This is a genomic window from Sphingomicrobium sp., from assembly GCA_036563485.1.
Classification (GTDB): Bacteria; Pseudomonadota; Alphaproteobacteria; order Sphingomonadales; family Sphingomonadaceae; genus Sphingomicrobium.
In genome coordinates, this window is sequence record DATCMI010000001.1 from 1,581,263 (window position 1) to 1,605,148 (window position 23,886).

Consider the following 23,886-nt stretch of genomic DNA (forward strand, 5'->3'; position numbering starts at 1 on the left):
ATCGCTTCTCGTACTGGCCGGCTCGGCCGCGCGCGATGCCGCCTTTAGGACTGGCGCGATGACCCGAATTGTCATCGCCGGCGGCGGCCTTGCCGGCTGCCTCGCTGCCCTGGCGCTACGGCAGAAGCGTCCCGACGTGGAACTGCTGCTGGTGGAGCAGGAACGCACTTTCGGGGGCAATCACACCTGGTCTTTCTTCGACACCGACGTGCCGCTTCAGCAGCGTTGGCTCTTGGATGGGCTCGTCCACCGGCGCTGGCCCGATCACGAAATCCGTTTTCCGGCGCGCCAGCGGGTCATTCCGCTCGGCTACAACAGCATCCGCTCGCGCGACCTCGATGCCGCGACCCGGCGCGTCCTCGGCCCGCATCAGTATCGGCTCGGCACAAGCATCCAGGAAGTCTCTGAGGCGGAAGTCGTGCTCGGAAGTGGCGAACGGATAGGCGCCGACGCCGTGCTCGATGCGCGTGGTCCGTCTGAGATGACCGGCCTCGACCTCGGCTGGCAGAAGTTCGTTGGCCGCGTCTATCGTTTTGCGGAGGGTCATCGCTGCGAGCGGCCCGTGATCATGGACGCGACCGTCGACCAGCAGGACGGGTACCGCTTCGTCTACCTGCTCCCATTCACCGCTACCGAATTGCTGATCGAAGACACCTATTACTCGACCTCAACCCAGCTCGACCGGCAGGCTCTAGGGAACGGGATCGATCAGATCGCCGCCAAGATCGGGAACGCACCGCAGCAAGTCGAAGAGGAAACCGGCGTCCTCCCGGTCCTCCTCGGTGGCGAGCTGTCGGCCCTGTGGAGCGGCGGCGGCGAGGTCGGGCGCCTTGGCCTGCGCGGCGGCTTCTTCCACCCGACCACCGGCTACTCGCTGCCCGACGCCGTCACGAATGCGGTGCTGCTCACCCAGCAGCGCGACCTCTCGAGTCCCGCGCTCCACGCTTTCTTCCGCAGCCGGGCCGAACGCCTCTGGCGCGACCGGCACTTTTTCCAGCTGCTCAACCGCATGCTGTTCCGCGCCGCCGACCCCGCTGACCGCTACCGAGTGCTCGAACATTTCTACCGCCTTTCCACGCCGCTGATCGGCCGTTTCTACGGCGCGAGGCTAACCGGGCTCGACAAGCTGCGCATCGTCAGCGGACGCCCACCGGTGCCCATCGGCCGCGCGCTTTCCTCAATCCGGAGCAAGGCTGCGTGAGCCGCACCGCCGCTGTCATTGGTTCAGGCTTCGGCGGGCTCGCGCTCGCCATTCGCCTACAGTCTGCCGGCGTGCAGACCACAATCATCGAAGGTCGGGACAAGCCCGGCGGGCGCGCTTACTTTTGGGAAAAAGGCGGGCACGTCTTCGATGCCGGGCCGACCGTCATCACCGACCCAGCCTGCCTTCGCGAGTTGTGGGAGCTGAGCGGCTCCGACATGGCCGCCGACGTCGATCTCGTGCCGGTCTCGCCCTTTTACCGCCTGTCGTGGCCGGACGGCAGCTGGTTCGACTATGTGAACGACGACGCGCTGCTCGAACGGCAGATCGCGGCACTGAATCCCGCCGACGTCACCGGCTACAAGCGCTTCCTCGACTATTCCGCCGGCGTGTTCACGCAAGGCTATGAGAAGCTCGGCGCCGTGCCGTTCCTCGACTTCAAGTCGATGCTGAAGGCCGCGCCGCAGCTCGCCCGTTACCAGGCGTGGCGGTCGGTTTATTCGATCGTCTCGGGCTTCGTGCAGAACGAGAAGCTGCGGCAGGCTCTGTCCTTTCACACGCTGCTGGTCGGCGGCAATCCGATGACGAGCAGCGCCATCTACGCGCTCATTCACAAGCTGGAGCGGGATGGCGGTGTGTGGTTCGCGCGCGGCGGCACCAATCAGCTGGTTGCGGGGATGGTCCGGCACTTCGAGCGGCTGGGTGGCGAAGTGCGGCTCGGCGACCCCGTCGAACGGATCGAGACCGAAGGGGGGAATGCCAAGCGCGTACGCACGAAAATCGGCTGGACGGGCGAGTTCGACGCCGTCGCCTCCAACGCCGATATCGTCCGCACCTACGACATGCTCGACGCGCCGCGCGGCAAGCGGGCGGCGGCACGGCTGCGGCGCAAGCGCTTCTCACCCTCGCTCTTCGTTGTTCACTTCTCGACCCGCGGCGAATGGGCGGGCGTTCCTCACCATTCGATCCTGTTCGGTCCGCGCTACGGCGGCCTCGTCAACGACATCTACCGCGGCAGCAGCCTGGCCGACGATCCGTCCATCTACCTCCACCACCCGACCGCCACCGATCCGGAGATGGCGCCGCCGGGCAAGTCGACCTTCTACGCGCTCGCGCCGGTGCCGCATCTCGGCCGCACCAAGTTCGACTGGGACGAGGAGGGGCCGCGCTATGCTGAGCGGATCCTGCAGATCCTGGAGCAGCGGATGCTGCCCGGCCTTTCCGACCGGCTCGACATCCTGTTCCACTACGGTCCTGCCGACTTCGAGAGCGACCTCAACTCGCACCTCGGCTCGGCCTTCAGCCTGGAACCGGTGCTGACGCAAAGCGCCTTCTTTCGCGTCCACAATCGCGACGACGTGATCCCCAACCTCTACTTCGTCGGCGCCGGCACGCACCCGGGCGCCGGGATCCCCGGTGTCGTCGGCAGCGCCAAGGCGACCGCCGGCCTGATGCTGCAGGACTTTGGCGCATGACCCGCGAAGAGCTGGTCGCCGGCGCCTCCGACGCCATCCAGCACGGCTCCAAGTCGTTCCGCGCGGCCAGCCGGCTGTTCGACCGCGAGACCCGTGAACGCGCGTGGCTGCTCTACGCCTGGTGCCGCCATTGCGACGATGTCTGCGACGGACAGCAGCTCGGTTTCGGAGCGGGTCCGGCGGGCAGCGTCCGCGACCTACGCGAAAAGACGCGGCGCGCCGCGGCACGGAAAGAAATCGGCGAGCTGCCGTTCGACGCGCTCAGGCAGGTGCTGGCCGAGCGTCCGATCCCGCTGCGGTTTCTCGAGGATCATCTTGAAGGCTTCACCCTCGATGAAGGCGGGTGGCGGCCGCGGACCGAAGAAGACCTTGTCCGCTATTGCTATCATGTCGCGGGCGCGGTCGGGTGCATGATGGCAATTGTCATGGGCGTCGATCCGGACGAAACGGAGACGCTGGAGCGGGCCGCCGACCTTGGTATCGCCTTCCAGCTGTCGAACATCGCCCGCGACCTTCGGGAGGATTTCGCTGCCGGCCGCTGCTACGTGCCAACCGAGTGGCTGGACGAGTTCGGCGTGTCCGCCGGCAATCTGTTCACGCTTGAAAACAAAGCGGCGTTGCTCGCCATCGTCGATCGGCTGGTCGACAATGTCGCGATCTATGAAGACAGCGCCCGCAAGGGTGTCCACCGCCTCCCGTTCCGTTCTCGCTTCGCGGTGCTGACGGCGCTCCGCATCTACGGAGCGATCGGCCGCCGCGTAGGTAGCCTCGGCGCGTCGGCATGGGACCGGCGCGTCGTCGTCGGCAAGGCCGAAAAGCTTGCCATGCTGGTCCCCAGCTTCGCCGAGGCGTGCACGGCGCGGCGCCGCGCTTGATGGCGCATTTCGGCTTCCTCGCGCCGCCGCTCCCGGGCCACATCAACCCAATGCTCGCGCTGGCCAGAGAACTCGTCACGCGCGGAAATCGCGTCACCTTTCTCGGCTTCCCCGATCTCGGGCCACGGCTGCCCGATGACGTTCTGTTCTTCCCGTTCGCGGAACAGGAACAGCCGCTGGGCAGCCTGCAGCCCTATCTGGCGCGGCTTGGCCGGCTCGGCGGGCCGCTCAGCCTGATGCGGCTTGTCCGCGATCTCGCGGCCTTCGCGGACACGATCTGCCGCCACCTTCCGGGCGCGCTCGAGCGATTGCAGCCCGATGCCCTGGTCATCGACCAAACTGACGCGGCGGGTAGCCTGGCCGCTACCGCGCTCGGCGTTCCGTTCGTGAATATTGCCAACGCACTGCCGCTCAACCTCGAGCCCGGCGTTCCCCCGCCGGTGCTCGCCTGGGGCTATGACCCGTCCCCCAAGGGGTTGCGGCGCAACCGCGGCGGCTACCGCGTGGCGCGCTGGGTCGAGCGGCCGATTACGCGCGTCATCCGGCAGCACGCCGCGCGGCTCGGCCGCCCCGACATCCGCTTCGCCGACGAGACCTGGTCGCAGCAGGCGCAGATCACCCAGTGCGTGCCCGGCCTCGATTTCCCGCGCGCGCAGCTGCCGGCCAACTTCCACTATGTCGGCCCGATCCGCGGTCCCGACGAGCCGCTCGACTTCCATTTGCCGAATGACCGCCCGCTGGCATTCTGCTCGCTCGGCACCCTCCAGGGCTCGCGCGTTGGTCTGTTCCGGGCGGCGGCGAAGGCAGCGGCGACCCGGGGCGTCAAAATAGTGATCGCTCACGGCGGCGGCTTGTCGGAGCGCGACATGGCCAGCCTACCCGGTAGCCCGATCGTTCGCGCCTTCGTCCCGCAGCGGGCGGTGCTGGGGCGCGCTGATTTCGCCATTACCCATGCCGGATTCAACACGGTGATGGACGCGCTCAGCCTTGGCGTGCCGATGGTCGCCATGCCGATCACCTTCGAACAGCCGGCAACGGGCGCTCGCCTCAAGCGGGCCGGGGCAGCGGTCGTGCTGCAGCGCCGACGCACCGCTGGCCGCATCGCCGCCGCGATCGACAAAGTGCTGGCCGACCCGAGCTACCGACGCAGCGCGCAGTCGCTGCAAGAGGAGATTCAGTCGGCCGGCGGCGTCCGCCTTGCTGCCGACATTATCGAGCGGACGCTCGGCGTCGCCGCTCCGCCGGCAGCCGCCACCAGGGCACGTGCGGCGCCAAATGATGCTCGTGGTGATAGCCGAAGTGGAAGCAGCTCAGCAGCGATCCGATCCAGCTGAAGCCATTGCTCCGCGCCCGATGATCATCGGCGAACGGTGCGTCCTCGTGCCGGTGCGGCAGATAAGTGCCGAAGTAGAATAGCTGCACGGACGACAGGATCGCCGGCACCGCCCAGAACAGCATTACATTGGCGTAGCGCGCGCCGACCAGGAGCAGCGCGACGAATACGATGCTGAGGATCAGCAGCTGCTTCCAGCCGAAATAGCGGCGCATGAATCCGGTGTACCAGCGCCAGAAGTGCCGCGGGTATTCGGCGTCGAAATCCGGGTCGTGCTCGGTCCCCGGCTGGCGGTGATGGCCCATGTGCTTGGGCAGCAGCGCGTCGTAGGAAAAGCCGGCGTAGAGGAACAACGCGACGCGCCCGAAGGCGCGGTTCACCACCGACCGGCCCGGCGCCAGCGACCCGTGCATCGCGTCATGGGCGACGATGAACAGCCCGACATTGAGCCAACTGATCATGGCCACCAGTACGGGTGCAACCAGCAATGCGGTGCCGGTCAGCGGAAGGACGAACAACGCGAAGAACTCGATCGCCGCCCAGCTTCCGATTACGGCGGCGGCAAGCGCGATCCCGATCGTGGCCTGGCGCGGAACGATCATGCGCCCCGGTTCGCCCTTAGGCGCTCGCGCAAAGCCGCCACGGGCGGCGCATAGAGGAAGCCGAACGACACGGCGCCTTCCCGCTCATGGACTGCGTGGTGGAGACGATGCGCCTGAACAAGGCGCTTCAAATACCCGCTGCGCGGCGCCTTCATGAAGGGAAAGCGCTGGTGAACGAGGCCGTCGTGGACCAGGCCGTAAAGAATGCCATAGACGAGCGTCCCAAGGCCGACCCACCATATCAGGGGCCAGCGCGCACCGGCGACGAACAGACCCAGGCTCAATGCTGCGAACAGCAGCGCATAGAGGTCGTTGCGCTCGAACCGCGACCCGTGCGGCTCGTGGTGGGAACGGTGCCAGCCCCAGCCCGGCCCGTGCATGACGAAGCGATGCACGCCGGCGGCGACCAGCTCCATCGCCACGACGGTGATCAGCACGATTGCAACCGGGAGGAGCCAGCTTGGGGCCATGTCGTTGAAATAAGGCTCGTAAGCCCCCCCGTCCACGGTGGACCGCACCGCCTTAAGGGCAGGTCGGCTTGACGGCGGCGGGCTCGTCTGTGCGACAGTTGACGGATGTCCGACTTCGTCTCTTTCGCACTGAAGCTTGCCGAAGCGGCGCGGCGTGAGACGCTCGGCATCGGCTCCGGCGGCGCGGTCGATAACAAGGCAGGCGAGGGCGCTTTCGACCCGGTAACGGAAGCCGACCGCAACGCCGAGCGCGTGATGCGCGGCCTGATCCGCGCGGCTTACCCGGATCACGGGATCAGCGGCGAGGAATATGGCCACGAACCGGGCGCCGGGCCCTACGCCTGGAGCCTCGACCCGATCGACGGCACCCGCTCCTACATCTGCGGCCTGCCGACCTGGACGACGCTGATCGCGCTGCTTGATCGCGACCTACCGGTGCTCGGAGTCATCGACACGCCCCGCCTCGACGAAATCTATGTCGGGTCCGAAGATGGCAGCTGGCTGCGCACCGGTGAAACGCGGCAGCAGCTACGCGTCAGCGGCTGCACGGATTTAAGCGAGGCGCGGGTCGGCACGACCGACCCGTTCCTGTTCGCTGGCGACGCACTGGATCGCTTTCGCCAGCTTGCAATCGCCGCGCGAACGACGCGCTACGGCCAGGACGCTTATGCCTATGCGCGGCTTGCGGCCGGCGGCATCGACCTGGTCGTCGAATGCGGGCTCAAGCCGCACGATTATAACGCGCTGATTCCCGTCGTCCGCGGCGCCAGCGGTACCTTCGGAGACTGGTCGGGCGGGAGTAATTTTGGCGCCGGCAACGTCATCGCCGCCGCCACCCGAGAGCTCTACGAAGCCGCGGTCGAGATCATGACCTGTGCGAATGCCGCCGCTGAAGCACATCCATGATGTCGGTCCAACTCATGCCTCTGGCTTCGAGCAGCACCGCGAGGTGGTAAAGCAGGTCTGCGGCTTCCTCGGCGCAGCCCGCTGAGTCCCGCGTCACGGCCGCAAGCGCCAGTTCGACGCCCTCCTCGCCGATCTTCTGCGCGATCCGCTCCGTCCCCCCATCGAGCAATTGCCGCGTGTAGCTCGCCTCATCGCCGCCCGCCGCACGCTCCGCAACGACGCGGGATAAGTCAGCAAGCCAGCCCGGCCCTTCGACCCATGCGTCGCCGAAGCAGCTCCGCGTGCCCTGGTGGCAGGTCGGCCCCTGCGGGTCGGCAAGCACGAGCAAGGCATCGTCGTCGCAGTCGCTGGCGACGCTATGGAGTTTGAGCACATTCCCGCTGGTCTCGCCCTTGCGCCACAGCCGTTGCTTGGACCGGCTGAAGAAGGTGACAAAGCCGCTCTCGAGCGTCGCCTCGAGCGCCGCCGGGTTCATGTAACCGACCATCAGGACACGACCGGAGCCAGCATCCTGCACGACGGCGGGCAGCAGTCCGTCCATCTTCTTCCCGGCGAGGCTGCCGATGTCCTCGCGCGTCAGCGGCGCATTTCGATCCCGCATGTCGCGAGGAACTCCTTCAGATCGGGGATGGCGATGATCCGGTCGTGGAACACGGTGGCCGCAAGCGCGCCGCTCGCGCCGGCTTCGAACGCCTCGCGGAAATGCGCGGGCTCGCCGGCCCCGCCGGACGCGATCACCGGCACCGTCGCCGCATCGACGATCGCCGCCGTATGCTCGACGTCATATCCGCTGCGCACACCGTCACGGCGCATGCAGTTGAGGACGATCTCGCCTGCGCCGCGGTCCACCGCCTCGCGGACCCAATCGAGCGTCTCACGGCGCGTGTCGCGCGTGGCCTCCGGGTCGCCCGTATATTGCTTCACCCGGTAGATGCCGTCCTCTTCGAAGCTGTCGACCCCGACGACTACGCACTGCGCGCCGAAGTCGCGGGCAAGTTCGTCGATCAGCGACGGGCGCTCCAGCGCGGGCGAGTTGATCGACACTTTGTCGGCGCCCGCGTCGAGGCAGCGTGCGGCGGCATCGCGGCTGCGGATGCCGCCCGCGACCGCGAAGGGGACGTCGATCACCTCGGCAATCCGCCGCACCCAATCGAGGTCGAGGCTGCGGCCTTCGACGCTCGCGGAGATGTCGTAGAAGACCAGCTCGTCGGCGCCTTCGTCGCGATAGCGCATCGCCTGTTCGACAATGTCGCCCGCGTCCCGATGGTCGCGGAACTGCACGCCCTTGACCACGCGCCCGTCCTTGACGTCGAGGCAAGGGATGATCCTACGCGCGGGCAAGGCTGACCGCCTCCTCGAGTGCAATCCGGCCTTCCCACAACGCCTTGCCGACGATCGCTCCGGCGGTGTGCAAGCGGCGAAGGTCGTCAAGCGACGACACGCCGCCGGACGCCTGAACGGCAAGGTGAGGCAGTCGCTCGACGGCTTCGTCCAGCAGCTCGAAGTTCGGACCGGCGAGCTCGCCGTCACGGCCGATGTCGGTCAGCAGCAGGTGACGCGCTTCGGGGAAGCGCTGGGCCGCCGACCACAAGCTGAGCCCGCTGTCCTCCGCCCAGCCGGACACCGCCACCTGCGGCTCGCCGCCGATCATCCGAACGTCGAGCGCCAGCGTGATCCGGTCGGCGCCGAACTCCCCGACCCATCCGCGCACGAGCTCAGGGTCACGCACGGCAAGGCTGCCGAGGACCACCCGTTCAACGCCGCTGTCGAGCAGCGCTTCAACTTGTTCGCGCGACCTAACGCCGCCGCCGACCTGCAGCTTGAGCGGCGTTGCCGCGGCGAGGCTGCCAACGAGATCGTGCTGCGCCGGGGCGCCGGCCCGCGTGCCGTCGAGATCCACGACATGCGCCCATTCGGCGCCAGCATTGGCAAACGCCCGCAGCGCGTCGGCGGGCTCGGCCGGGTACAGCGTGGCTTCGTCGAACCGCCCCTGGCGCAAGCGCACGATTTGACCGCCCATCAGGTCCATCGCCGGATAGACGATCATGCGAGGAAGCTTTCGAGGAAGCGCGCGCCGGCAGGGCCCGACCTCTCCGGGTGGAACTGGGCACCGGTCCAATTGCCCTGACGCACAACCGCAGGGATCGGGCGGCCGTAATCCGCCACTGCGACTGTCGCGGTTCCGTCGTCGCAGGCGAAGCTGTGCGCGAAATAAAGATAGTCGCCGTCGTCCAGCCCGATCGAGCCGTCGCGTACCGCCACCCGGCTCCAGCCCATGTGCGGCACCGGCCTGCCGGGTGCCGGCTCCAGTGCCCGCACGCTCCCCGAGATAATCCCGAGGCACCCCGTGTCCGCTTCGTCGCTGCGCTCGAACAGCAGCTGCATGCCGAGGCAAATGCCGAGCGCCGGCTGCTTTAACGCGACCAGCGTTCGGCGAAGGCCGAGCGCCTCGATCCGCTCCATTGCGTAGCCCGCCGCGCCGACTCCCGGCAGGATCACCTCGTCCGCGCCCCCGATGGTCTCGGCATCGGCGCTGACCACCGGCTCGATCCCGAACCGCTGCATCGCCAGCCGTACCGATCCGATGTTGCCGCAGCCGAGGTCAACGATGACCAGCTTCACAACATGCCTTTGGTGCTCGGCAGTTCGGTGGCATTGCCTTCGCGGCGCACCGCCTGGCGAAGTGCGCGGCCAAACGCCTTGAAGCAGGCTTCGGTCTTGTGATGGTCGTTGTCGCCGCTGACGCTGACTTGGATCGCCGCGCCCATGCTGTCGGCCAGGCTGCGGAAGACGTGGGCCGTCATTTCAGTGGGATAGGCGCCGATGTGGCTTGCCGCGAACGTGCCGTCGAAGCGGCTGAAGGGGCGGCCCGACAGGTCGATGAGCACCTGCGCGCTTGCCTCGTCCATCGGCAGCGCGAAGCCGAAGCGGCCGATGCCACGCTTGTCGCCGAGCGCCCGCGTGAGCGCCGTTCCAAAGGCGATGGCGCAATCCTCGATGCTGTGGTGGCCGTCGATATCGAGGTCGCCGTTGCACTTCAGCGTCATCGCAAAGCCGCCATGCGCGGCGACCTGGTCAAGCATATGGTCGTAAAAGGGAATGCCGGTGTCGATCCGCCGCGGCTCACTGCGGTCAAGGTCGACGGCGACGGAGATCTTCGTCTCTTTCGTGTCGCGCACCACTTCCGCCCTACGCGCGGCGCCGGTGGGCGTACCGACATCAAACGCTGCGAGCGCTGCTGCATTCTCTTCCGGCGTGCCGATCGTCAGCCGCAGTCCGCCAGGCGCGGCGTTGGACCGAAAGCGGACCCGAATGCCAAGCCTGCGTAGCTTCGCCGCGAGCGACTCCGGATCCTCGACTTCAAGGAACAGGAAATTGCCGCCGCCCGACCGAACGGACTTCACGATCGGCGACGCGGCGAGAAGCGGCGCGAGCCGCTCGCGCTCGGCGATGATCGTCGCAATGCGCTCGAGGTGCAGCGGCCGGCGCGCGGGGGCCAGTGCGGCCACTGCGGCTTCGATCGACAGGGTCGGAAGCGGGTAGGGGGGCAAAGCCCGTGCGGCGATGGCGATAAGCTCCGGCTCGCCGATCGCACAGCCGGTGCGCGCGCCCGCAAGTCCGAACGCTTTCGACAAGGTCTTCAGGACCACGAGGTTGGGTCGCTGAGCCGCTTCGCCTGCCAGGCTCGGCACCGCCGAGAAGTCGAGATAGGCTTCGTCGACGACGATAAGCGTATCCGGCAGCGCCTCGGCAATGGCGAGGGCATCCTCCGGCGCCACTTCGTTCCCGGTCGGGTTGTTGGGCGAACAGATGAAGGCGACCTTCACATTGCCAGCTCGCCGTACCGCGTCGATGTAGGCGCCGCACTCGAAAGCGAAGGCCTCGCCCAGCGGCACCTCGACGACCGCCGCACCCTGCACCCCCGCAAAGTGCGCATATGCCGAAAAGGTCGGCGTGGGCACCGCGATCGCATCCCGGGCGGGCTGGCAGAAGGCGCGCACCAGCATGTCGATCGCATCGTCCGCCCCGCGCGTGACGATCACATTGTCTGGTCCGACGCCGTAGAGCGCCGCCATTGCCCGCGTCAGCCCCTGGGGCCGTGGCTCGGGATAGCGGTTGAGCCCGCGCGCCAGCGGCCCGTCCGACAACGGCGGGAACGGGTTCTCGTTGGCGTCGAGCTTGATGGCGTCCGGCCCGAAGTCGGATCCGCCGGCGATGTCGAAAGGCTCGAGTGCAAGAATCTCGGGCCGGGCGAGCCTTTGTGCGGTGGAGGTCATCAGACGATCTCCAGCCGCGCATCGGCGGCGCGCGCGTGTGCCTCGAGGCCCTCCATCCGTGCCAGGAGCGCCGCCGGCTTGGCAATGCGGCGCGCAGCGTCATCGGTGAGCGACTGGACCGTCATCGCTTTCATGAAGCTGTGGACGCCAACGCCGCTCCACACGCGCGCCGCGCCGTCGGTCGGCAGCACATGGCTCGACCCGGCGAGATAGTCGCCGAAAGTCTCGGCGACAGCCCGTCCGGCGAACACCGCCCCGGCGTTGCGGATCAGCGGGACGAGCTGTCCAGGCTGTGCGACCGCCAGCGAAAGATGCTCGGGCGCGTAGAGGTTCGCGACCTCGATCGCCTGTGCCAGGTCCGCCGTGACGATCACCCGCGCCTGCTGGAGCGAAGCGCGAGCCGTTTCGGCGCGGGGCAAGGTCGCAACCAGCGCCTCGACTTCGTCGACCACGCGCTTTGCCAAGATCCTCGAAGGCGTGACCAGCAGCACTTGCGCCGCGGCATCATGTTCTGCCTGGCTCAGCAGGTCGGCTGCGACCAGCCGGGGGTCTGCAGTATCGTCCGCGACAACCATCAGCTCGCTAGGGCCCGCCGGCATATCGATCGCCGGTCCGCCGGCCGCACTCGCAACCTGCCGCTTGGCTTCTGCGATCCATGCGTTGCCGGGCCCGCAGATCTTGTCCACCTTTGGGATCGATCCTGCGCCGAACGCCAGTGCTGCAATCGCCTGGGCGCCGCCGACGGTCCAGATCGCGTCGATGCCGCTCAGCTCCGCCGCGAGCGCAACCAGCGGCGACAGGCTGCCGTCCGCGCTAGGCGGCGTGGTGACGACGATCTCTGTTACGCCTGCCACGCGGGCCGGGATCGCGAGCATCAGCAGCGTCGAAAAGAGCGGCGTCGCTCCGCCCGGGACGTAGAGTCCGACGCGGTCGATCGGCCGCCAGACCTTGCTGACCAGTAAGCCGGGCGCGGTTTCGACCGTCACGTCCGCAGGCCGGCTCGCCTCGTGGAAGGTTCGAATGTTTGCGGCTGCAAGCTCGATCGCGCCAAGCTCATCGGAAGAAAGCCTCCGTCGCGCTTCCGCAGCACCGCCTGCCACCTCGACCAGCCGCGGCTCGGCGCCATCGATCTCGCGCGCGCGGTCGCACAGCGCTTCCCATCCGCTTTGGCGCACGGCCGCCAGGATCTCGGCAACGGACTGCTCCAGCGCCGCGTCGGTCCGCTGCTGCGGCCGCGCCAGCGCGGCTTCGCGGCCGCGCTCGTCCAGCGAGTTCCACTCGATCATGTCAGATCATCATCTTTTCGATCGGCACGACCAGGATCGACGAGGCGCCGGCGCCTTTCAGCTTCTCCAGAGTCTCCCAGAACACGGCTTCCTGGCACACGGCGTGAACCGCGAAATGGCCCGCGCGGCCGTGCAGCGGGACGATGGTCGGCGCCTCTGCGCCAGGCAGGATACGCGTAATCTCCCGCAGCGACTCGCTCGCCGCGTTCAGCATGATGTACTTCGAACCCTTGGTCGCGAGCACGCCGTCGACCCTCGTCATCAGCCCGTCGAGGATGGCAGTCCGCGTCTCGTCCAGCGGCTTGCGGGTGCGGATCAGCAGCGCCTGGCTGTCGAGCACCGTCTCCACCGGCCGCAGCCCGTTCGCTTCAAGCGTCGCGCCAGTCGACACCAGGTCGCAGATGAAGGGCGCGATTTGCAGCCGCGGCGCCAGCTCGACCGCGCCGTTCATCTTCACCACCGATGCGCTGATCTCGCGCTCTTCGAGCCAGCGCCGCAGCAACCGCGGATAGGAGGTAGCGACCCGCTGGCCGGCCAATGACTCCGGTCCTTGATAAGCAGCGCTTTCCGGCGCCGCGATTTTGAGGCTGCACCCGCCGAAGCCGAGCTCGGCCACCATTTCGATCCGCTCCTCGTCTTCACCTAGCGCGAACTCCTCGAGCACGTTCTGCCCGACGATGCCGAGTTCGCACACGCCGTCGCTGACGAAAGTCGGAATGTCGTCGTCGCGTACGAACATCAGCTCGGCGGGGAAATTCTCGACCCGCGCAGTCAGGCTGTTCTTGGTGCTCTGGATGCGCAGGCCCGCATCGCGCAGAAGGTCGCGGCTGAGGTCCGAGAGCCGTCCCGATTTCTGCAGGGCGATGTGCAGCCGCGTCCGGTCAGCGAGCATCGCGCGCCTCCATGCGGTCGATTGCCATTCGGTAGCCCTTGTGCGGCTCCTGCCGGAGGAACCGGCCGACGCGGACGATGGTCGTCGTGCTGACCCCCGTCGCTTCGTGGATGTCGCGGTAGGAGAGGTCGGTGCCGTCGAGCAGGCGAGCGACGTGCCAGCGCTCGGACAAGGTCCGGATCTCGGCCGGCGTGCACAGGTCCATCAGCAGCGCGCGCATCTCGGCGCGGCTCCCCGGCGTCAGCAGTGCGTCGCACAGCTGGTCGAGCAGCACTTCGGGATCGCGGGTTGGAACCGCCGTCGAAAGCTTCGTCTTCACCCTGCACCGTGTTACAACGTGTTAAAACGCTACAACGAGATAGTGACAGGGCGCGCAGAGTCAACACACGCGGTGAGGCCTTGATCCGGAGGAGGGGGGCTGGCGCGCCCGGCAGGATTCGAACCTGCGGCCCCAAGCTTAGAAGGCTCGTGCTCTATCCAACTGAGCTACGGGCGCGCGCCGATCCGGAAAGTAGCCGCAATTGACGCGGAGCGGAACTGCGCTACCCGTTGCCCATGGGGGATCGCCGGCCGCAGGCAGTGAATGCCGACGCGCTCAAGGGGCGCGACTTTCGCTATTTCGACTTCGTCATGGCGGCGTTCGTCGCCATCCTCTTGCTCTCGAACGTGCTCGGCGCCGGCAAAATCGCGACGATCACGATCCCCGGCGTCGGTCCGTGGCCGTTCGGCGCGGGCATCTTGTTCTTCCCATTGTCCTACGTGATCGGCGACGTCCTGACCGAGGTATACGGCTACGCCCGCGCTCGCCGCTGCATCTGGGCCGGCTTCGTTGGCCTGATCTTCATGGCGTTCATGAGCTGGGTGGTCGTGGCGCTTCCGCCCGACGCAAGCTGGTCCGGCCAGTCGGCTTATGAAAGCGTGTTCGGCCAGGTGCCGCGCATCGTGCTCGCCTCCATCTGCGCGTTCTGGGCCGGCGAGTTCGTCAACAGCTTCGTGCTGGCAAAGATGAAGGTGTGGACCGAAGGCCGGATGCTGTGGACCCGCACCATCGGGTCGACGGTCGTCGGGCAGGGCATCGATAGCCTGATCTTCTACCCGATCGCCTTCCTGGGCATCCTCGACGGCGAAACGGTGCTCAAGCTGATGCTCACCCAATGGGTGCTGAAAGTCAGCTGGGAAGCGCTTCTCACCCCTGTCACCTACGTGGTGGTCGGCTGGCTCAAGCGGCGCGAGGGCGTCGACGTCTATGACTCGAAAACGGATTTCACGCCCTTCGCCACTGGTGTATAGGACTAATTCACCTGCTGTTCAGTGTCGGGAGCCAAACATTCGCACCTGACAAGGGGATGATGATGCGTGCTGTTCGCTGTGCCGTTTTCGCTGCCGCGCTCGCCTGTGCCGGTGCTGCCCAGGCCAAGACCGTCATCATCTTCGTCGAGCCGATGACCCTGGAGCGCTACACGCAGGTGGTGGAAACGCCGGGTCCGGACCGCTTCCTCCTGTGCATGCAGCCGCCGTCGCTCAGCGGCTGCCGCGAAGTGCAGGCGAAGAAGCGCGCTTAGGCGACGGTTTCCAGCAGCCCTTCGAAAAGGCGCCGTCCGTCCGTGCGGCCATGCGCCGCTTCGACGACCCGCTCCGGGTGCGGCATCAGCCCCAGCACATTGCCCGCGTCATTGACGATCCCGGCGATGCTCCGCGCGGACCCGTTCACATTGTCGAGGTAGCGGAAGGCGACTCGCCCTTCGCCTTCAAGCCGGTCGAGCGTCTCGGCGTCCGCCTGGTAATTGCCGTCATGATGCGCGACCGGAAAGACGATCTCTTCGCCGGCTTCATAAGCAGAGGTGAAAAGGCTCTGACTGTTCTCCACCTTCAGGCGCGCATCGCGGCAGACGAAGCTCAGCCCCGCGTTCCGCATCAGCGCGCCCGGCAGCAGACCCGCTTCGGTCAGCACCTGGAAGCCGTTGCAGATGCCGATCACCGGCACGCCCCGCTCCGCCGCTTCGCGGACCGCACCCATGACCGGCGACCGGGCCGCCATCGCGCCTGAGCGCAGATAGTCACCGTAGGAAAAACCGCCCGGGACGCCGATGAAGTCGACGCCCTGCGGAAGCTCGGCGTCGCGGTGCCAGACCATTTCCGGCTTGCGGCCTGTCACCTGCTCCAGCGCGACGGCGAGGTCGCGGTCGCAATTGGACCCCGGAAAAACGATGATCGCGCTCTTCATGGCTCAGGCGTTCTCCAGCCGCTCGATCCGGAAATTCTCGATCACCGTATTGGCGAGCAGCTTGCGGCACATATCCTCGATGTCCGCATGGCTGGTGCCGTCGGCAAGGTCGAGCTCGATCAGCTTGCCGGCGCGCACGTCGTTGACGCCGGAAAAGCCCAGCCCCTCCAGCGCATGGTGGATGGCCTTGCCCTGCGGGTCGAGGACCCCGGACTTGAGGGTGACGAAAACGCGCGCTTTCATGTGCTGCCTGCCGGTTCTTGAGCGGTTCCCGCCCTATGGCCGGGGCGCATCGCACGGGCAAGCTTTACCCTCTGTTTACCGTCCTGCGCGCAAATGGCCTGGCGGCTGGTCAGTTCTTCACCGGCTGGTGGGAGGGACGCGATGATCGGCATCGCCATCGCCATGTTCATTGCCGTGTTCGGCTGGGGCTCGACCTATTTCGGTTGGTCGGACCCTGACGGAAAGGTTCAGTTGGCGCTCGCGGCCAGCTTCATCCTCGGCGCCATCACCGGCTTCAAAGGCAAGAGCTAAAAAGCGTCACGACCAGCCCTGGTCCGGCTGCGGTGCAAGCTCCCTGGCGGCCTCGACCACTTCCGTGAGGTCGATCGGCTGGTCGTAAGGGTCCTCGTCGAGTTCAGTGACCCGCCTCAGTCGCTCCTGCCATTGCCGCAGCGCCGAGGTGTACGGCAGGAACGGCTTCCGCATCAGCGCCCCGCTCGGCAACTCCTCGACATCGGCGATCCCCATGTGCAGCCACTCACCGGTGTGCCAGTCGGTCATGTCGACAGCTGGAAACAGGCAGATGCCGTGCAGGTCGACGCCGCGGTTCACCGCCGCCAGCGCTTCGCACGTGATGTCGTTGAGCCAGTCCGGCCGGCCGCCGTGAAGCCCCGAGGTTTCAGCGACGATGCACGGCCGTTTGTACTTGGCCCAGGCTTCTTCCAGCAGGTCGCAGACCGGGCGGATCCGGTCGTCGCCGGGCTCCAGCGGCTGGTTGGGCTTTCCGCCGCCCTGATATTCCATCTGCCCGAAGCTGTAATTGTTGAAGCCCAGGATATCGATCAGCTCCAGGCTGCCGCCATACTCCGGATTCTTGAACCCGGAGATCGTGTCCCAGGCGATATAAGCATCGTCATAGGCTTCTCGATGCGCCTCTTCCGCAAGGTCCGGCCGATCGCGCGGCGGCACTACCCAGACCAGCGGGTCGATGTGGACGAAGCGCGCGTCCGGGAACTCCGTCCTGATCGCTTTGCAAGCGGCGATGTCGGCGCGCGCCAGGGCGAGCGTGAAGCGGCGCCGGTCGTCCGCCGACTTGCCGAACGGCGCGCACCAGCCCCATTCGCCGCCCATATAGCCCCAGAAGGTCGGCTCGTTGACGGGCGTGATGCACAAAGGTTCGTGGTGCGCATGCTCGGCGACATGGCGGACCACCGCCAACGCATAAGCGACGAAGCGGCGGACGAAGCCGTCGACATCGTTCAGCGGGTCGAGGTCGTCGGGATAGCCGTAATGGCAAAGGTCCCAGATCGGCAGGATCTTGTGCCGCCGTTGCGCCGCCAGGAACGGGTCGATCAGCGAGAAATCATACTCGCCATTGCCCTTGTCGACGAGAGGCCACGGAATGCCTTCGCGAGCGACGGCGATGCCGAGCGGCGCGAGCATCGCATAATCCTCATCCGCGTGGGCGTAATGGCCAAGCTCGGCCGAGAGGTCGCGGCGCTTCTTCTCCTTGCCCCACAGGAAGCTTGAACATTCGAAGCCCGAAAGGAAGAAGGTCGGGAAAATACCATCGCGCCGGGACATGCCCGACCTACGCGTGAACGGCGGTTCCGTTGCACTTGCAACGCTGTCAGTAGCGCCTTAGCGCGTTGGGCATGAGCAGCCCCATCTCGACCCGCAAGCACGGCGACGTGCTGATCATCCTTTCGAATAATCCGCCGGTAAACGCGCTTAGCGCCGCGGTGCGCAAAGGCCTGGTGGAAGCAATCGAGGAGGCCGAGGCCGACGAGAGCGTCAATGCCGTCGTCATCGCCTGCGAAGGCCAGACCTTCTTTGCCGGCGCTGATGTCAGCGAGTTCGGCACGCCCAAGGCGTTCGAGCAGCCGATGCTTCCGCAGGTCGTCGACATCATCGAAGGCTGCAGCAAGCCGGTCGTCGCGGCGATCCACGGCACCGCGCTCGGCGGTGGACTCGAGGTCGCGCTGGCCTGCCATTACCGCGTCGCGGATCCCACAGCGAAGCTCGGCACGCCCGAAGTGAAGCTCGGCCTGCTGCCGGGTGCGGGCGGTACGCAGCGCCTGCCGCGCGTCGCCGGGGTCGAAAAAGCTCTCGAAATGTGCGCGGCGGGCAATCCGATCGGCGCCAAGCAAGCTGCGGAATGCGGCTTGGTAGACCGTCTAATCGAGGGCGATCTGATCCCCCACGCCGTCGCTTATGCTGAGGAAGTGCGCGACGTCCGCCCGCTCCAGAAAAGCTCCGAGCGCCAGAGCCGCGTCGACAATGTCGACCCGTCGGTGTTCGACGACTTTCTGAAGGCCAACGGGCGCAAGTTCCGGGGCTTCGATGCGCCGCTTAAGAATGTCGAGGCAGTGCGTATCGCTACCCAGAAGCCTTATGCCGAGGGCGTGCTCGAAGAGCGCAAATTGTTCATGGAGCTGATGAACGGCACCCAGGCGAAGGCGCAGCAATATTTCTTCTTCGCCGAGCGCAAGGCGAACAAGATCGAAGGCCTCGCCGAGGACGTGCGGCCGCGCGACATCAAGCGCGTCGGCGTGATCGGCGCCGGGACGATGGGCGGCGGCATTTCGATGAACTTCCTGTCGGCCGGCATCCCGGTGACGATCATCGAGATGCAGCAGGACGCGCTCGACCGCGGTACCGGCGTGATGCGCAAGAATTACGAAGCGAGTGCCGCGAAGGGCAAGCTCACGACCGATCAGGTCGAAAAAGCCATGGGGCTCCTCAACCCGACGCTCGACTTCGACGCGCTCGCCGACTGCGACCTCATCATCGAGGCCGTGTACGAGAATATGGACGTGAAGAAGGAAGTGTTCGGCCGGCTCGACAAGATCGCCAAGCCGGGCGCGATCCTCGCCTCCAACACCTCCTATTTGAACATCAACGAGATCGCAGCGAGCATCTCGCGGCCGCAGGACGTCGTCGGCATGCACTTCTTCTCGCCGGCCAACATCATGAAGCTGCTCGAGGTCGTGCGCGGCGACAAGACGGCGCCCGACGTGCTTCTGACCGCGATGCAGCTCGGCAAGAAGATCCGGAAGGTGCCGGTCGTCGCCGGCGTCTGCCACGGCTTCATCGGCAACCGCATGCTGATGCCGCGGCAGATCGAGGCGACCAAGCTGCTGCTCGAAGGCGCGACGCCCGAACAGGTCGACCGCGTCCATGTCGAATTCGGCATGCCCATGGGGCCGTTCCAGATGGCCGACCTCGCCGGCGTCGACATCGGCTGGCACCGCGACCCCAGCCGTATCGAGAATGTCCGCGACGCGCTCTGCGCGATCGACCGCTGGGGCCAGAAGAAGGGCGCCGGCTTCTACGACTATGACGACAAGCGCCGGCCGAGCCCGAGCCCCAAGGTCCAGCAGATCATCGAGGAATTCGCCGCCAAGCAAGGCGTCGAGCGTCGCGAGATCAGCGACCAGGAAATCGTCGAGCGCACGCTCTACACGATGGTCAACGAGGGCGCGAAGATCCTCGAGGAAGGCATCGCCCAGCGTGCGTCGGATATCGATGTCGTTTGGGTCTACGGCTATGGCTGGCCGGTCTACCGCGGCGGCCCGATGTTCTGGGCCGACACCGAAGGCGCGGCCAAGATCGTCGAAGGCCTGAAGCGCCAGGAAGAGCGGATGAAGCCGGAATTCAGCTTCTCGCAGCTCCTCCTCGACAAGGCCGAGAAGGGCGAGCGCTTCGGGCGCTAGTCCAACGTGGTCCGGTAGGCGCGGACCGCAAGGGTCGACACCACAGCCATGAACAGCGCCAGTGCGCCGATGCTCGGCAGCGCCGCATCCACGCCGACGCCTTTCAGCATTGCGCCGCGCACCACGCGCAGCATGTGTGTCACCGGAATGACGCTGCCGATCCACTGCGCCCACTGCGGCATGCCCTTGAACGGGAACAGGAAGCCCGACAGCAGGATCGACGGCAGGAAGTAGAAGAAGGCCATCTGCATCGCCTGCAGCTGGTTGCGCGCGACGGTCGAGATCAGGAAGCCGAGCGCCAGGCTGCCGATGATGAACAGGAAGATGCCGAGCACCAGCGCTGCCCAGCCGCCGCTCAACGGCACGCCGAACAGGAAGTGCGCGACGGTGATGATGATCGTCGCCTGCGTCAGCCCGACAAGCACATAGGGCGTCAGCTTGCCGACCATAACCTCGAGCGGCCGAAGCGGCGTGGCGAGCAAGGTTTCCATCGTCCCGCGCTCGGACTCCCGGGTCATTGCGAGCGCCGTCATCATCACGAGGGTCAGCGACAGCACGATCGCGAGCAGCCCCGGGACGATGTTGTAGGACGTGATCGATTCCGGATTGTAGCGCCGCTGGACGACTACCTCGAACGGCTCCGCGCTTGCGCCGCGGCTCGCCAGCGGGCCGGTCAGGTCGTGGCGCAAGGCATATTGCGGGAGTGCCGCCAGCGCCGAGACGCCGCCGCCGGTCGCGGTCGGATCCGATGCGTCTGTTTCGACCAGGATCTGTGGCTTCTCACCGCGCACTAAGCGCCGGCTAAAGTCCCCCGGGATAGTAACAGCGAACAGCACCTCGCCGCGCTCGATCATCCGGTTGAGCTCGCGCGGCGTGTTCGCGCTCCGCTCGATGTCGAAATATCCGCTGTTCTGCATCGATGCGATGATCGAGCGCGGATATTCGCCTTGGTCCTGCGCCAGCACCGCGGTCGGCAAATGTTTCGGGTCAGTGTTGATCGCGTAGCCGAACAGAAGCAGCTGGATCAGCGGAATCCCGAAGATCATCCCGGCGGTCAGACGGTCGCGGGACAGCTGCCGGAACTCCTTCGTCAGCACCGCGAGGATGCGTGAAAGCGACAGGCCGGTCATGCGGCCTCCTTCGGCCGCTCGGACAGCATCAGGTGGATGAACACGTCTTCCAGCGTCGGCTCGACTTCCGTCCAGCGGAACGGCTCGCGCCGGTAAGGGGCGATCGCCGCGTCGAGCGCAGCCTTGTCGGTGCCGCTGACGTGAAGCGCCGGGCCGAACGGCGAGACCATGCCGATGCCGGGCTTGCCGCGCAGCTCGCTTGCCAGCCGGTCCGCCCGCGGCCCCTCCGCCTCGAACGTGACGAGGCGCGAATCCGCAATCAGCTCGTCCGCTGTGCCGCGCGCGATCAAGTCGCCGTTGAAGATGTAGGCGATATCGTGACAGCGCTCCGCCTCGTCCATGTAATGGGTCGAAACGAGGACGGTGATTCCGCCGTCCGCGAGCGCATGGATCTCGTCCCAGAACTCGCGCCGCGCCTGGGGATCGACGCCCGCGGTCGGCTCATCGAGCAGCAGCAGCTTGGGTTCGTGGAGCGTCGCGGCAGCAAGCGCCAGCCGCTGCTTCCACCCGCCCGACAATTGCCCGGCCAGCTGGTGCCGCCGATGCGCAAGGCCGAGCTTTTCGAGCGCGTCATCGACCCGGCTTGCGACCTCGTCGAGGCTGTAGACCTGAGCGACGAACATCAGGTTTTCGTCGATGGTCAGGTCTTCGTAGAGCGAGAAGCGCTGTGTCATATAGCCGGTCTGGCGCTTGATCGCCGCGGCTTCGCGCGGGAAGTCGAGGCCCAGCACCTCGCCCGATCCGCTGTCGGGGGTCAGCAGCCCGCACAGCATCCGCAGGGTCGTCGTCTTGCCCGAGCCGTTCGGCCCAAGGAAGCCGGTGATGTGCCCGCGTTCGACCTGCAGCGCGACGTCCTTGACGACGCGGTTGCCGCCGAAGCTCTTGTTGAGTCCGGTAACGTCGATGGCCAAGGTCACGGCAGCGGCACCACCTCGACCGGCTGGCCTGGGTTCAGCTTGCCGCCGTTCGCTACCAGCGCTTCGACCATGAACACCATGCGGTCGCGGCTTTCGCGGCTGAAGATCACCGGCGGCGTGAATTCCGGATCCGGGCTGACGTACCTGATGCGGCCACTCAGCCCCTGCGCGCAGCCGTCGCAGGAGAAGCGCACGGTCTTGCCCGGCTGGTATTTTGCGACCGCCTTTTCGGGGACGAAGAAGCGCAGCTTCACCTTGGCATCGGGGATGATGCTGACGACCGGCTGGTTGGCCGCGACCCATTCGCCCTGCTGGTAATAAACCTGGCTGACGCGCCCCGCGGCCGGCGCGCTCGGGGAAAGCTGGGCCATCTGAATGTCCACGCTGCGCTTGCCGCCCTCGGCCTGCCGGGTCTGCGCCTGCGCTGCACCGATCTCGGCGCGGCGCGCGTCGGCGGCCTTGCGTGCTGCCACGACGGCGGCTTGGGCCTCGCGATAGGCCGCGCGGGCAGCATCCAGGTCCTTGCCGGCAACTGCTGCGGGATCGTCGCGCCGCACCGCCTCGAGCCGCGCGAGATCGCTCCGCGCCCGCTCCGCCGCCGCTGCGTTCGCCGTCACGTTGGCTAGCGCTTGGGTCAGGTTCGCCTGCGCGGTTGCGATCTGCGTCACCGTCGCGCTGATGTTCGCGCTCGCCTGCTGGCCTTGCGCTTCCAGCGTCGCCGGCGCGATGCGGAACAGCGCCTGTCCAGGCGTCACTCGCTGCCCGTCCGTGACCGCCACGCTTTCGACCGTGCCCGACACCGGCGCCGCCATGTCGAGATTGTCGCTGACGACGTATCCGGACAAATAGCTGCCCTCCTTCGGCGAGGCGAGCAGCCGCCAGGCGACGAGCGCCGCAGCGATGATCACGACGGCAATGACGATCGGGCGGGCTCGGCTCATGAGCGGGCTCCCAGCTCGGGCCAGCCGCCGCCAAGCGCCTTGGTCAGCGCGACGCTGTGCCTTGCAAGCTCGCCTCTGGTTTCGATCACTTGACCCTCCAGTGCGATGCGCCCGGCCTGCGCCTGCAGGACGTCGCTGTAGGTGACGAGCCCGCCGCGGTAGCGGGTGCGCGCAAGTTCCTCGGCACGCCGGGAAGCGGCGAGAGACGCATCCAGACTCGCGAGCTGGCGCCGGTCTTTCTCGATGTTGGACAGCGCATCCTCCACGTCGCGAAGCGCGAGGAGGATGGACTTGCGATAGGCGATCAGCGCCTGTTCCTGCCGCGCGTTCGTCACAGCGACATTGGCTTTTCGGCGGCCGCCATCGAATAGAGGCCAGTCGACCGCGCCTCCCGCCGTGAAGGCGCGGCTGCCCCATTCGAGCAGGCTGCCGAGCGCGGTGCTGACTAGGGCAGGGGCGGCGGTCAGGGAGAAGCGCGGGTAGAGGTCGGCGGTGGCGACGCCGATGTCCGCCGTCGCCGCGGCAAGGTTGCGCTCGGTCGCGCGGATGTCGGGGCGGCGCCGAAGCAGGTCGGATGGCAGGCCGGCGGGAACGTCGGGCACCCGCGGCAGTGCTTGGGGCTCGGCGAGGATGCCGATCAGCGATTCCGGGCTCGTGCCGGTCAGCACACCGAGCGCATGCATCTGCGCCGCGGCTTGCGCCTTCAGCGGCGGGAGCGCCGCGCTCGCTTGCTCCAGCGTCGAGCGCTGCTGGGCAAGATCCTGGCCCGTCACCAGGCCGCCGCGCACCCGTGCGTCGACGATGTCCAGCGCCCGCTGCTGCCGCGCCACTTCGGCTTCGGCGATCGCGATGCGCTGCTGCAGCGTGCGGAGCGTCAGGTAGGCATTAGCCGTCTCGGCGGCGACGCTGACCTGCACGTCGCGCCGGTTCCACAGCGCGGCTTCGCTGCGCCCGCGCGTTGCTTCGATGCTGCGGCGGTTGCGCCCGAACAAGTCGATCTCCCAGCTTGCATCGAAGCCGGCGCGGAAGGTCGTGAACTCTGATCCGGGCAGCCCGAATCCGCCGCCCTGCGGCCCGCCGGCACCGGGCGGTGCCGGAATCGCATTCTCGCTGATCCGCTGCCGAGCCACGGAGCCTTGGCCCGCGACCTGCGGTGAACTAGCGGCACCGGCCGCGCGCTCCTGCGCCCGCGCTTCACGGATGCGCGCCGCTGCGCTCTGGACGTCGAGGTTCTGCGCCACCGCGCGGTTGACGAGGTCGTCGAGCAATGGATCGCCGAACGACTTCCACCACTGGCCGAGTTCTTCGTCGCTCATTGCCTCAACCGGGGAGGCTTCCGCATAGGACGGCGGCACCGGCACGTTCGGGCGGGCATAGTCCGGGCCGACGGTGCAACCCGCAAGCAACAAGCTGGCCAAC

The 23,886-nt window shown here is 67.0% G+C and carries 25 protein-coding genes, 1 tRNA gene and 1 pseudogene; 9 read left to right on the top strand and 18 right to left on the bottom strand.

Features of this window, described 5'->3' with window-relative positions:
• Nucleotides 1–58: 58 nt before the first annotated feature.
• The 4 genes and pseudogenes from crtY (at nt 59) to VIL42_08240 (ending at nt 4,720) form a co-directional block, all read left to right on the top strand.
• A complete protein-coding gene (gene crtY / locus VIL42_08225; GenBank protein HEY8592836.1) occupies nt 59–1,201 on the top strand; it encodes a lycopene beta-cyclase CrtY in 1,143 nt (380 codons plus the stop codon).
• On the top strand, nt 1,198–2,676 hold the full coding sequence (locus VIL42_08230; GenBank protein ID HEY8592837.1) for a phytoene desaturase: 1,479 nt from the start codon (nt 1,198–1,200) through the stop codon (nt 2,674–2,676). The genes crtY and VIL42_08230 overlap by 4 nt, the downstream gene beginning before the upstream one ends.
• Nucleotides 2,673–3,551 carry a phytoene/squalene synthase family protein gene (locus tag VIL42_08235; protein HEY8592838.1) on the top strand — a complete coding sequence of 293 codons (879 nt, stop codon included), beginning with the start codon at nt 2,673–2,675 and terminating at the stop codon, nt 3,549–3,551. Before VIL42_08230 ends, VIL42_08235 begins: the two co-directional genes overlap by 4 nt.
• A 236-nt stretch (nt 3,552–3,787) precedes the next feature.
• Nucleotides 3,788–4,720, top strand: a pseudogene (locus tag VIL42_08240) (nucleotide disphospho-sugar-binding domain-containing protein).
• A 40-nt stretch (nt 4,721–4,760) separates the two neighbouring features.
• Here the strand turns inward: VIL42_08240 and VIL42_08245 are convergent.
• Both VIL42_08245 and VIL42_08250 read right to left on the bottom strand, forming a co-directional pair.
• Nucleotides 4,761–5,486: a fatty acid desaturase gene (locus VIL42_08245; GenBank protein ID HEY8592839.1), complete on the bottom strand. Its 726-nt coding sequence runs from the start codon at nt 5,484–5,486 to the stop codon at nt 4,761–4,763.
• The gene (locus VIL42_08250; protein HEY8592840.1) at nt 5,483–5,992 is read right to left on the bottom strand and encodes a beta-carotene hydroxylase; all 510 of its coding nucleotides are present in this window, start codon (nt 5,990–5,992) and stop codon (nt 5,483–5,485) included. The genes VIL42_08245 and VIL42_08250 overlap by 4 nt, the downstream gene beginning before the upstream one ends.
• 69 nt (nt 5,993–6,061) lie before the next feature.
• On the opposite strand from VIL42_08250, the gene VIL42_08255 reads away from it, so the two are divergent.
• Nucleotides 6,062–6,862, top strand: a complete 801-nt coding sequence (locus VIL42_08255) for an inositol monophosphatase family protein (GenBank protein ID HEY8592841.1) — start codon at nt 6,062–6,064, stop codon at nt 6,860–6,862.
• Here the strand turns inward: VIL42_08255 and hisIE are convergent.
• The 9 genes from hisIE to VIL42_08300 form a co-directional block, all read right to left on the bottom strand.
• A complete protein-coding gene (gene hisIE, locus VIL42_08260) occupies nt 6,822–7,463 on the bottom strand; it encodes a bifunctional phosphoribosyl-AMP cyclohydrolase/phosphoribosyl-ATP diphosphatase HisIE (protein HEY8592842.1) in 642 nt (213 codons plus the stop codon). The two genes, VIL42_08255 and hisIE, sit on opposite strands and share 41 nt — an antisense overlap.
• Nucleotides 7,439–8,203 (bottom strand): imidazole glycerol phosphate synthase subunit HisF, encoded by a 765-nt coding sequence (hisF, locus tag VIL42_08265; protein ID HEY8592843.1) that lies wholly within the window; start codon nt 8,201–8,203, stop codon nt 7,439–7,441. The genes hisIE and hisF overlap by 25 nt, the downstream gene beginning before the upstream one ends.
• Complete coding sequence (gene hisA / locus VIL42_08270; protein ID HEY8592844.1) at nt 8,190–8,909, bottom strand: 1-(5-phosphoribosyl)-5-[(5-phosphoribosylamino)methylideneamino]imidazole-4-carboxamide isomerase; 720 nt, start codon at nt 8,907–8,909, stop codon at nt 8,190–8,192. Before hisA ends, hisF begins: the two co-directional genes overlap by 14 nt.
• Nucleotides 8,906–9,484 (bottom strand): imidazole glycerol phosphate synthase subunit HisH, encoded by a 579-nt coding sequence (hisH, locus tag VIL42_08275; GenBank protein HEY8592845.1) that lies wholly within the window; start codon nt 9,482–9,484, stop codon nt 8,906–8,908. The genes hisA and hisH overlap by 4 nt, the downstream gene beginning before the upstream one ends.
• The gene (gene hisC / locus VIL42_08280) at nt 9,481–11,139 is read right to left on the bottom strand and encodes a histidinol-phosphate transaminase (GenBank protein HEY8592846.1); all 1,659 of its coding nucleotides are present in this window, start codon (nt 11,137–11,139) and stop codon (nt 9,481–9,483) included. The genes hisH and hisC overlap by 4 nt, the downstream gene beginning before the upstream one ends.
• Nucleotides 11,139–12,425 (bottom strand): histidinol dehydrogenase, encoded by a 1,287-nt coding sequence (gene hisD / locus VIL42_08285; protein HEY8592847.1) that lies wholly within the window; start codon nt 12,423–12,425, stop codon nt 11,139–11,141. Before hisD ends, hisC begins: the two co-directional genes overlap by 1 nt.
• A 1-nt stretch (nt 12,426) precedes the next feature.
• Nucleotides 12,427–13,317 carry an ATP phosphoribosyltransferase gene (gene hisG, locus VIL42_08290; protein ID HEY8592848.1) on the bottom strand — a complete coding sequence of 297 codons (891 nt, stop codon included), beginning with the start codon at nt 13,315–13,317 and terminating at the stop codon, nt 12,427–12,429.
• Nucleotides 13,307–13,636 (bottom strand): YerC/YecD family TrpR-related protein, encoded by a 330-nt coding sequence (locus VIL42_08295; GenBank protein HEY8592849.1) that lies wholly within the window; start codon nt 13,634–13,636, stop codon nt 13,307–13,309. Before VIL42_08295 ends, hisG begins: the two co-directional genes overlap by 11 nt.
• A 100-nt stretch (nt 13,637–13,736) precedes the next feature.
• Nucleotides 13,737–13,813: transfer RNA gene (locus VIL42_08300), tRNA-Arg, on the bottom strand.
• Nucleotides 13,814–13,872: 59 nt separating this feature from the next.
• On the opposite strand from VIL42_08300, the gene VIL42_08305 reads away from it, so the two are divergent.
• Nucleotides 13,873–14,607 (top strand): queuosine precursor transporter, encoded by a 735-nt coding sequence (locus tag VIL42_08305; GenBank protein ID HEY8592850.1) that lies wholly within the window; start codon nt 13,873–13,875, stop codon nt 14,605–14,607.
• 62 nt (nt 14,608–14,669) lie between these two features.
• Entirely contained in the window at nt 14,670–14,879 is a 210-nt protein-coding gene (locus VIL42_08310; protein ID HEY8592851.1) for a hypothetical protein, read from the top strand.
• Here VIL42_08310 and purQ read toward each other — a convergent pair.
• Both purQ and purS read right to left on the bottom strand, forming a co-directional pair.
• Entirely contained in the window at nt 14,876–15,541 is a 666-nt protein-coding gene (gene purQ / locus VIL42_08315; protein HEY8592852.1) for a phosphoribosylformylglycinamidine synthase subunit PurQ, read from the bottom strand. The genes VIL42_08310 and purQ overlap by 4 nt on opposite strands.
• Before the next feature lie 3 nt (nt 15,542–15,544).
• Nucleotides 15,545–15,784 carry a phosphoribosylformylglycinamidine synthase subunit PurS gene (gene purS, locus VIL42_08320; GenBank protein ID HEY8592853.1) on the bottom strand — a complete coding sequence of 80 codons (240 nt, stop codon included), beginning with the start codon at nt 15,782–15,784 and terminating at the stop codon, nt 15,545–15,547.
• Nucleotides 15,785–15,925: 141 nt separating this feature from the next.
• Between purS and VIL42_08325 the strand changes: the two genes are divergently transcribed.
• Complete coding sequence (locus tag VIL42_08325; protein ID HEY8592854.1) at nt 15,926–16,075, top strand: hypothetical protein; 150 nt, start codon at nt 15,926–15,928, stop codon at nt 16,073–16,075.
• A gap of 6 nt (nt 16,076–16,081) precedes the next feature.
• Here VIL42_08325 and VIL42_08330 read toward each other — a convergent pair whose 3' ends face one another.
• Nucleotides 16,082–17,347 (bottom strand): hypothetical protein, encoded by a 1,266-nt coding sequence (locus VIL42_08330; protein ID HEY8592855.1) that lies wholly within the window; start codon nt 17,345–17,347, stop codon nt 16,082–16,084.
• A gap of 71 nt (nt 17,348–17,418) precedes the next feature.
• On the opposite strand from VIL42_08330, the gene VIL42_08335 reads away from it, so the two are divergent.
• Complete coding sequence (locus VIL42_08335; protein HEY8592856.1) at nt 17,419–19,479, top strand: 3-hydroxyacyl-CoA dehydrogenase NAD-binding domain-containing protein; 2,061 nt, start codon at nt 17,419–17,421, stop codon at nt 19,477–19,479.
• Here VIL42_08335 and VIL42_08340 read toward each other — a convergent pair.
• From VIL42_08340 to VIL42_08355, 4 genes are read right to left on the bottom strand one after another with little or no spacing between them, the layout of a single operon-like run.
• Nucleotides 19,476–20,609 carry an ABC transporter permease gene (locus VIL42_08340; GenBank protein HEY8592857.1) on the bottom strand — a complete coding sequence of 378 codons (1,134 nt, stop codon included), beginning with the start codon at nt 20,607–20,609 and terminating at the stop codon, nt 19,476–19,478. The genes VIL42_08335 and VIL42_08340 overlap by 4 nt on opposite strands.
• A complete protein-coding gene (locus VIL42_08345; protein HEY8592858.1) occupies nt 20,606–21,526 on the bottom strand; it encodes an ABC transporter ATP-binding protein in 921 nt (306 codons plus the stop codon). Before VIL42_08345 ends, VIL42_08340 begins: the two co-directional genes overlap by 4 nt.
• A complete protein-coding gene (locus VIL42_08350; protein ID HEY8592859.1) occupies nt 21,523–22,467 on the bottom strand; it encodes an HlyD family efflux transporter periplasmic adaptor subunit in 945 nt (314 codons plus the stop codon). Before VIL42_08350 ends, VIL42_08345 begins: the two co-directional genes overlap by 4 nt.
• Nucleotides 22,464–23,885: an efflux transporter outer membrane subunit gene (locus VIL42_08355; protein HEY8592860.1), complete on the bottom strand. Its 1,422-nt coding sequence runs from the start codon at nt 23,883–23,885 to the stop codon at nt 22,464–22,466. Before VIL42_08355 ends, VIL42_08350 begins: the two co-directional genes overlap by 4 nt.
• Between the last annotated feature and the right edge of the window lies 1 nt (nt 23,886).